We start from the raw sequence: 7,322 nt of genomic DNA, 5'->3' as shown, positions 1-7,322 counted from the left end.
GCCACCACCGTCACGTTCCCCACCACATCCACCCGCGCAAGGAAACGCTCCCTCAACCCCGAAAGATCATCGCGTCCAACGGCCACGGTCCTCGCAACTCCCACCGATCGCGGGTGTTGCGAGGACCGCTAGAACCCAAGCAGCGGTCGGGGCCTTCGGCGTTCACCGTAGGGTTGGCAGACCTGGTGGCGGCGACCTGGTATCAGGACAGCCCGAACCGGCATGCCGAAGGTTCCGGGAAGTGTCGCCCAGCCGGGACAGGTTCACCCGTCGCAACCGACCACCGCACGAATGAGACGGACAGATTCGCCCCCGAGCACGGCTTCCGCTGCGCAGCGCCCCCGCAGCTGGGTACCGTAGCGGTCTGTAGCCGGTCGGGTACGATCCGCGGGAGTCTGCGGTGGGGGACAGCAGGACGTTCGGCGCGTTCATCTCGCTCCGGCGGTCGGTGCTGGGGTGGACCCAGCTCCGCCTGGCCACTGAGGTCGGCCGCAGTGAGGACTGGATGTCCCTGGTCGAGCGGGACATGCAGCAGGTCAAGGACTTGACGCTCCTCCAGCGCTTCGCCGAGGTGCTGGGTGTCGACCTCGCGGAGCTGATCACGTTGCCGCAACCGGCCGCCGAGCGCGCGAGACCCCGTCCGCGAAAGCCTGCCTCCGCTACGCTGACGAGCACTTCCGCTGCCGAGGAGGACGATGTGCGACGCCGCCCGTTCCTGACCCTGGCGGCTGCCGCCCTCTTCGCCCCGGCCGCCGGCCAGCAGGCCGCGCACGCCGAGGAGAAGGCCTCGCTGGCCGATCTGGAGGACCTTCTCCTGTACGGGGCCGGCCGGATTCCGTCTCCCCGCCGTGAGCCGTCCCAGGCGACGGTCGCCGCTTCGCTGGTGACGTCGCGCCGGGAGTTCAAGGCGGCCCAGTACGACGCCCTGGCCCGCGCCCTGCCCGGTCGGATCGCCGCCGCCGAAATGATCGGCTCGGCGGAGGAACGGGCCCGCAACGTCGCCCGGCTCTATAACATCGCCGTCCGGCTGTGCATCAAAGTCGGTACCAACAACCTGGTGGCCATCACCGCGGACCGCGCGCTGACCGCAGCCCGGTTGGGCGGAGACCCGCTGATCACCGCAGAGGCCCAGCGCATGGTCTCCAGTTCCTGGCGTCGCCAGGGCAGCCTGGCTCGCGCCACCGACATCGTGGTGGTCGCCGCCGAAGACCTCCTCGCCGATGCTTCCGTCCCCGAGACCGCCCGGCTGGCCACCCGCGGAGACCTGTACGCCACCGCCGCCTACACCGCCGCGAAGTCCGGCGACCGCTCCTACGCGCACGCCCTGATCCGGGAGGCCGCCGACAGCGCCGCCGCAGCGAGCCGGTCCTCCGGCCTGCTGGACGGCGTCCAGGGCGTCGCCCTGCACGAGCTGTCGGTGCACTACGAGCTCGGCGACGCCGGGCGAGCGATCGAAATGGCTGCCACCATCGACCCCGCCGCGCTGCCGACCGCTGAGCGGCAGGCCCGCTTCTTCACCGACGTGGCCCGCGCGTTCGACCAGTGGGGCAAGCCCGAGCAGTGCTACCGGGCCCTGCTCGCCGCCGAGGAGGCCGCTCCGCAAGAGGTCCGCAGGGGCGCTGTGCGCGACCTCGTCACCGGCCTGCTGCGGCACGACCGCAAGCTTCCCGGCGTTCGGAACTTCGCCGCCCGCGCGGGCGTGCAGATCATCTGACCCGTAGCCGGACTACGGCCCGTAGCCCGGCTACGGATCCGGCATCCCGCCCGGCAGTTCACTGGGGAACGTCCACCCCTCCCCCTGCTGCCGAAGGCCCTCCCATACCAACGCACAGCACCGCCACGCCCTCCGAAGGACCCCGGCACGCCGCACCGGAGAGACCGCCTCGGCACCTTCCTGACCGCCTCCTGGACCGCCCTGCACCTGCCCGTGCTCGTGCTGCTCGGCCTCGCGGTCGACCATCAGGCCGAGGCCCGCCCCCAGGCAGCGGCCACCACCCTGGACCTGCCCATCTCGTAGGGCCAGAGGTCGTCACCACGCCCCCCGCACGTCTTCCCCTCCCTCGCCCGAGAGGAGAACCAGCCATGCACCGGCTGACCGACGCGCCCCGGATCGACACCGACCTGGAGCGCATCGACTACCGCACCACGCCCGCGTACTACATCGACACCGAACAGGTCACCGACCCGGTGGTCCTGCACCTGCTGAACTGCTGCCCGACCGTGTTCGGCCTCAAGAAGGCCATGGTCGACCTGCTGGCGGGACACCTCGGCATCGCACTCCCGGAGCCCGCCGGGACCGTCGAGCCCGGCGCGACGGTCCGGGGCAACGTGGTCGTGGCGGCCGGGGCCGTCATCGCCGAGGGCGCGTTCGTCACCGGTCCCGCCCTGGTCTGCCCCGGCGCAGTCATCGAGGCCGGCGCCCGCGTGCGCGACAACACGGTCATCGGCCCCGGCTGCCGGATCGGGTTCGGCGCCGAGGTCACCCGCTCGCTGCTGACCGGCGGGGTCTTCATGAAGCACACCAGCTTCGTCGGCGACTCCGTGCTCGGCCTGGGCGTCAACATCGGCGCGTTCGTGTCCACCACCGGCCTGCGGGTGACCTCCGGCCCGGTCACCGAGCCGGCCACCGAGGAGGTGTGCGCCCACCTCGACGGCCGCCGAATCGCCACCGGCCAGACCAAGTTCGGCGCCGTGGTCGGTGACGGCGTGATCGTCCCTGCGGGCACGGTCCTGCAGCCCGCCACGCTGATCGGCGCGCACACCCTGCTCTACCCCAAGACCCAGGTCGGGGGCTTCTTCCCCGCCGGAAGCCAGGGAAGGTAGCCATGCCAACCACCGACACCTCCGCGACGACCGACGAACGCACCGTGTACATCACTGGCGGCCGACCCCTGACCGGCACGGCCACGGTGCAGGGCAGCAAGAACATCGCCCTGCACCTGTACGCCGCCGCGATACTGGCCGACGGCCCGCTGACCCTCGTCGGCACCCCCGAGATCCTCGACACCGGCGTGGTCGCCGACATCCTGCACCGCACCGGCACGCGCACCACCGTGGTCGGCACCGAGTTCACCACCCACCCGGCCGACTCCTACTTCCCAGTCGTCCCGGACGACCTCGGCAGGCGCATCCGCACCACCGCCGTGATGGCCGGTGCTCTGCTGGCCCGCGCCGGGAAGGTCACCCTCCCGCTGCCCGGCGGCGACGCATTTTGCGCTCGGTACATCGACCGGCACTTGGCCGCGATGGCGGCTGCCGGGGCCGAAGTGGAGTTGGACCGGGGCCGGGTACGGGCCCGCTTCACCGGCAAGCGGCTGCCGTTCGTCACCGACGCCGAGACCCGTGCCTGGGGCCCGAGCCTCGGGGCAACGGTCACCGCGATGCTCCTGGCCGCCCGCACCCCCGGCACCTCGACGATCCTCAACCCCAGTGTCGAACCCGAGGTTACTCACACCGCCGCCCTGCTCTCGCAGGCCGGCGTCGGCATCGAGTGGCGAGGCAGGAACGCCCTGAACATCACCGGCACCGAACGCATCCAGGGCGGGGTGTTCACTGTTCCGCCCGACCGGCTGGAGGCCGCGACGCTGGCCCTGGCCGCCGCCATCACCGGTGGCACCGTGCACCTGGACGATTTCCCCGCCGCCGCCTTCCCCGACGGCCTAGTGTCGGTGTTCGCCGACGCCGGCATCCGGCTCGACCCGGTGGACGGCGGGACCACCGTCAGCACCCCGGCCGGACCGCGGCCGGTGCAGACGGCCACCGGCCCGCACCCCGGCTTCCCGACCGACGTACAGCCCCAGCTGACCGCCTTCCTCACCCAGGCCGAGGGTGCCTCCCGGATCGAGGAGCGGGTCTACACCCAGCGCGACACCCACCTGCCCGCCCTCAACGCGTTCGGCGCCACCGTCAACGCGACCGGCTCGGTGATCACCGTCCGGGGCCGGTCCCCGCTCGCCGCCGCCGACGTGGCCGGCGAGGACATCCGTGCGGCGACCGCCCTCGTGATCGCCGCCCTGGCGGCCCAGGGCACCTCTACGATCCGAGGGATGTACCACCTGCGGCGCGGATACGGCAGCCTGCTGCCGAAGTTGGCCGCGCTCGGTGCCGACCTGACGATCAACCAGGAGCAGTCGTGACCCTCACCGTGCCGTGGAGCCCGAACGCACTCGTCGACCTGCGCGAGTGCCTGGAGCTGCTGACCGCCGACGGGACTGTTCCCGGCGGCGTCATCGCCCACGGCACGTTCGACGCCGAGCCCGGATTCCTGGCCTCCGGCATCGTCGCCCCCGAGTGCGGCGATGCCCGGCCAGGGCCGGACACGGTGTACGACGTGGCGTCCCTGACGAAGGTGCTCGCCACCTGGCCGCTGGTCGGCACCTCCATCAACGAGTCCTTCACCCTGGACACCCCGGTCCGCGAGCTGCTGCCCGACGTCCCGGCCGAGGCACCCGGCGGCCGAGTCACGGCCCGCCAGATCCTCTCCCACACCTCCGGCCTGCGCGCCGACACCCGCCTCGACCGGTACCGGGGCCGCACCGAGCCACTGGCCGAACTGATCTGTGGCGAAGACCTGATCACCGAACCCGGAGCCGGCCACCGCTATATCAACCGCGGCTTCATCCTCCTCGGACTGGCCCTCGCCCACACCCGGGGCCACCGCCTGGACGAGCTGGCAGCCGACCTGTGGCAGAGCCTCGGAATGACCGCCACCGCCTACGGGCCGCTCACCCGCTCCGCGCGGGTCGCGCCGACCGAGCAGCGGCTGCCGGGCGGCCCCCGCCTCTGGGGCTTGCCGCACGACGACAACGCCGCCCTGCTCGGCGGAGTCGCCGGCCACGCCGGGGTGTTCACCACCCCGGCTGACCTCTCCGCCTTCGCCGCCGCGCTGCTGTCCTCGCACGCGAACGGCGGGGACCTGGGCCGCTGGCTGGCCGACAGCCTCCAGCCGCTCGCCGGGATCGAACCCGGCCTCCACCGGGGCCTGGCCTGGATCCTCGCCGACGGCGGCCGGGTGGCCTACCACCACGGCTTCACCGGCACGAGCCTCTACCTCGCCCCGGCCACCGGACGTTACCTGGCCATCTGCACCAACGCCGTCTACCACCACCAGGACAACCGCACCCGCCTCGCGCCGCTGCGGGCCCTGGCACTCAAGGCGATCACCGACGAACCGTAGGAGGCTCCGTGCCCCACCTCACGCTCGCTTCCCTCACCACCCTGCGGCTCGGCGGCCCGGTCGGCGAGCCGCTCTACGTCTCCGACCACGACGACTGGCAGGAGCTGGTGCACACCGTCGGCCGCCGGGAGGAGTACAGCCCCCTCACCCTGGGCCACGGCAGCAACGTCGTCGCGTCCGACACCGGGCACCCGGGCACCGTCGCCGTCATGAACACCCGGGGCATCACCGCGAAGCGGCATGACGACAACACTGTCCTGGTATCCGTGCTGGCCGGCCACCCGCTCACCGACCTCACCGCCTGGGCCGCCGCCGAACACCTGTCCGGGATCGAGTGCCTGGCCGGCATACCCGGCACCGTCGGTGCCGCCCCGGTCCAGAACGCCGGTGCCTACGGCCAGCAGGTCGGCGACACCCTGGACCACCTGACCGCCTGGGACTGGGACATGGGCCGACTGCGGACCCTGCCCGCCCAGGCGTGCCGACTCCGCCACCGCGACAGCCGCTTCAAGCACGACCCAGGCCGCTGGACCATCCTCACCGTCACCTTCCGCCTGACCCACTCCCCGGCCGCACCCATCTCCTACCAGCCGCTCGCCGAGGAACTCGGCGTCCAGCCCGGAGCCAGGCCGCCGGTCAGCGAGGTCACCGCCGCCGTCCTCGCCAACCGGCACCGCCGCGGCCTCCTCCTCGACCCCCACGGCCCCGACGCACGCCAAGCCGGCTCCGTGTTCCTCAACCCGCTCGTCACCGCCGCCCAGGCCGCCCGCTGGTCGGCGGCGGACTGCCCCGTCCACACCGACAGCGACGGCCAGCTGCGGGCCAGCGCCGGATGGCTCCTCGAACACGTCGGCTACCGACCTGGCAAGAAGATCGCCGACGGCGTCCGATGCTCGGAACGCCGCACCCTCACCCTCACCGCCCACAACAGTGCAACCGCCATCGGCTTCGTCCAGGCCCTCACCGACCTCGTCCGGCAGGTCGAGCGAGCCACCAGCATTACGCTCCACCCCGAGCCAGTACGGGTCGGCACCTGGCCCAAGGGCCCACCTTATGTTCTGCATCGCCACACGCTTCGGGACACCGAGGATCAGCACCACCGTGGCCGCCGCCTCCCGAGCCCGAGGCTCAGGTGGCAAGACCTACGGTCTGAAGCTACGTGAGCGCCGCCGCCCGCCCGCAGGCATATCCACGCCTGCAGATTCAGGGACTCATGCGTGGTCTGCAGGGGCTGATTAGAGCGCCACCCCGCGAGAGAACCATCGCGAGACCGTACGCCTTCAAGATCGCCGTAGAACAGCACTTCCGCCTCTGGTCTGCGAGCTGGAGGATCGGCCAGGTAGACGTTGACGTGATCCAAGGTTTGCAGCTCGACAGGGAGAGACTCGTACCAGGTCAGGCCGCGGACATTGCAGCTCGCGCACAGTAGCCCTCGTACACATCGCCCGCACGAAGACCGCCCGGAGCAGCAGTTGTGATCATGATCGATGTGCCACCAGGACGGACCTTCCGTCGAAGGGTCACCACCCAGGCTGTGGCACAGCGGGCAAGTGTCATCCTGCGCTCTGAGGATCGCATTGATGCTCGCAAGCGTCAGCTTGTGTCGGCGTGCCTGCCGGATTGCGTTGCGGCACCGCGGGCACGTCTTTCCCCTGGAGCCAGCATCGATTCGCCATAACGTATCCATGCACACTACGCAGGGAGCGCCCAGGGTTTCGACCCATGCGTAGAACTCTTCGTCCGTTTCCCAGTCCACAGCCGCAGGCTAGAGGGCGTCACCGACAACCAACGGAGCGTAACGCTCATCGTCCCATCTGCCGGTTACGGGTGTTCCATCCGCGACCGCCACACCTTCGCCGACCAAGCGCAGGAACAGCAAGCGCCATGTTCTGGTCTCAGTTCTGGTCTCATTCACCGCCGTCCGGCCAAGTTCAAGCGCCGTCCGACGGTTCACTCCGCCACAGATCGGGACATGTGCGAGCCCCAGCGGACGCCGTTCGGGAGAATTGGAAAACGTGTTGGGTTCACCCCCTCACGAGTTCGAATCTCGCATCCTCTGTCTCTGCCAGCCATGGCAGCTCGAAGGCCCCGACCGGGAACCGGTCGGGGCCTTCTGCGCTTCGGTGGCGGTGCTCGCAGAGACCGT

Annotated in this window: 6 protein-coding genes; 5 read left to right on the top strand and 1 reads right to left on the bottom strand. The window is 71.0% G+C overall.

All coding sequences use genetic code 11. The features are described from left to right. Nucleotides 1–400 precede the first annotated feature (400 nt). The 5 genes from PUR61_RS40830 to PUR61_RS40810 all read left to right on the top strand — a co-directional run bounded on the left by PUR61_RS40830 (nucleotide 401) and on the right by PUR61_RS40810 (nucleotide 6,339). Nucleotides 401–1,714, top strand: a complete 1,314-nt coding sequence (locus tag PUR61_RS40830; RefSeq protein ID WP_329884986.1) for a helix-turn-helix domain-containing protein — start codon at nucleotides 401–403, stop codon at nucleotides 1,712–1,714. Nucleotides 1,715–2,082: 368 nt separating this feature from the next. Further along, nucleotides 2,083–2,823, top strand: coding sequence for a hypothetical protein (locus PUR61_RS40825; RefSeq protein ID WP_329884985.1), 741 nt, complete (start codon nucleotides 2,083–2,085; stop codon nucleotides 2,821–2,823). Nucleotides 2,824–2,825: 2 nt separating this feature from the next. Next, a complete protein-coding gene (locus PUR61_RS40820; protein WP_329884984.1) occupies nucleotides 2,826–4,136 on the top strand; it encodes a UDP-N-acetylglucosamine 1-carboxyvinyltransferase in 1,311 nt (436 codons plus the stop codon). After that, nucleotides 4,133–5,176 carry a serine hydrolase domain-containing protein gene (locus PUR61_RS40815; RefSeq protein ID WP_329884983.1) on the top strand — a complete coding sequence of 348 codons (1,044 nt, stop codon included), beginning with the start codon at nucleotides 4,133–4,135 and terminating at the stop codon, nucleotides 5,174–5,176. Before PUR61_RS40820 ends, PUR61_RS40815 begins: the two co-directional genes overlap by 4 nt. 8 nt (nucleotides 5,177–5,184) lie before the next feature. Then, on the top strand, nucleotides 5,185–6,339 hold the full coding sequence (locus tag PUR61_RS40810; protein WP_329884982.1) for a UDP-N-acetylmuramate dehydrogenase: 1,155 nt from the start codon (nucleotides 5,185–5,187) through the stop codon (nucleotides 6,337–6,339). Here the strand turns inward: PUR61_RS40810 and PUR61_RS45665 are convergent. Then, nucleotides 6,267–6,863: an endonuclease domain-containing protein gene (locus PUR61_RS45665; protein WP_443035327.1), complete on the bottom strand. Its 597-nt coding sequence runs from the start codon at nucleotides 6,861–6,863 to the stop codon at nucleotides 6,267–6,269. The two genes, PUR61_RS40810 and PUR61_RS45665, sit on opposite strands and share 73 nt — an antisense overlap. Between the last annotated feature and the right edge of the window lie 459 nt (nucleotides 6,864–7,322).

The sequence above is a fragment of the Streptomyces sp. BE20 genome, assembly GCF_036322525.1.
In the GTDB taxonomy this organism is placed as follows: Bacteria; Actinomycetota; Actinomycetes; order Streptomycetales; family Streptomycetaceae; genus Kitasatospora.
The sequence above is the reverse complement of the archived record's forward strand: the minus strand, read 5'-3'. Positions and strand labels throughout refer to the sequence as shown.

Excerpts from the sequence above, each read along its gene's own strand:
- PUR61_RS45665 (WP_443035327.1), bottom strand. The coding sequence starts at position 6,863 with ATGGATACGTTATGGCGAATCGATGCTGGCTCCAGGGGAAAGACGTGC.
- PUR61_RS40820 (WP_329884984.1), top strand. The coding sequence starts at position 2,826 with ATGCCAACCACCGACACCTCCGCGACGACCGACGAACGCACCGTGTAC.
- PUR61_RS40825 (WP_329884985.1), top strand. The coding sequence starts at position 2,083 with ATGCACCGGCTGACCGACGCGCCCCGGATCGACACCGACCTGGAGCGC.